At 73.1% G+C, this 950-nt stretch carries 1 protein-coding gene; it reads left to right on the top strand.

What is annotated here, in order from left to right; translation table 11 throughout:
• Positions 1-190 precede the first annotated feature (190 nt).
• A partial coding sequence (locus GRC12_RS44670) for a VWA domain-containing protein (protein ID WP_308286776.1) occupies positions 191-950 on the top strand: 760 nt, incomplete at its 3' end.

Genomic DNA, 950 nt, shown 5'->3' on the forward strand with positions numbered 1-950 from the left:
GGCCCCGGCCCCTTCCGCCCACGTCCCGGAGCCCCGCACGGAGACCCCGGAACCGTCGAAGGACGACGAACACGAACTGGTCGCGGCGGCCTTCGACAACGTCACCGTCCCGGCGCCGGCCCAGCCGACGGAGCCGGGGGCCACGGAGCCGACGGAGCCGGAGGGTACGGAGCGGGCGGCCGAGGAGCCGGTGGCGGTTGAAGAGCCGGTGGCGGTTGAAGAGCCGGCGGACACTGCGGCGCCGACGGCAGAAGCGCCGGTGGCGGAGGAGCCGACGGCTGAGTCTGCCGAGGTGGCTGAGCCGACGGTGACCGCTGAGGCGGAATCCACGCCCGAGTCGGCCCCGACCGAGCTCGAAGCGCCCAAGGCTGAGGCGGCAGAGCCCGAGGCAGTCGAGCCGGTGGCCGAAGAGGCACCGGAACCGGCGCTGACCGAGCCGGCGGCTGAGGAACCGGTCGCTGAAGAGCCCACGGCAGCGGAGCCCGAAAGCGCCCAGCCGGAGGCCGAGGCAGCGGAGGTTCCCGATGAGCCCGCTGACGAGGTGACCGCCGAACCCGAACCCGAGCCCGAACCCGAACCCGAGCCGACCCTTGCCGCGGCAGCGGACGAACCCGAGGCCGCCGACGGCGAGGAAGCCCCACAGGGGCCACCCGCACCCGACGACGAGACTGTCACGGGTGGTGCGGGTGGGAACGAAACGGCCGAAGGCGAAGCCGAGGCCGTAGTTGCCGGCGACGCCGCGTCAACCGCCCTCACCAAGGCCAACCTCACCGGCACCCGAGCCAGCGTCTACCTCGTCCTGGACCGCTCCGCGAGCATGCGCCCGTACTACAAGGACGGATCGGCCCAGGCCCTGGCCGACCAGACCCTCGCCCTCGCAACGCACCTGACCCCCGACACCCCCACCGTCCACGTCGTCTTCTTCTCCACGGAAGTGGACGGCACGACCG

The sequence above is a fragment of the Streptomyces griseorubiginosus genome, from assembly GCF_017614965.1.
Classification (GTDB): domain Bacteria; phylum Actinomycetota; class Actinomycetes; order Streptomycetales; family Streptomycetaceae; genus Streptomyces; species Streptomyces griseorubiginosus_B.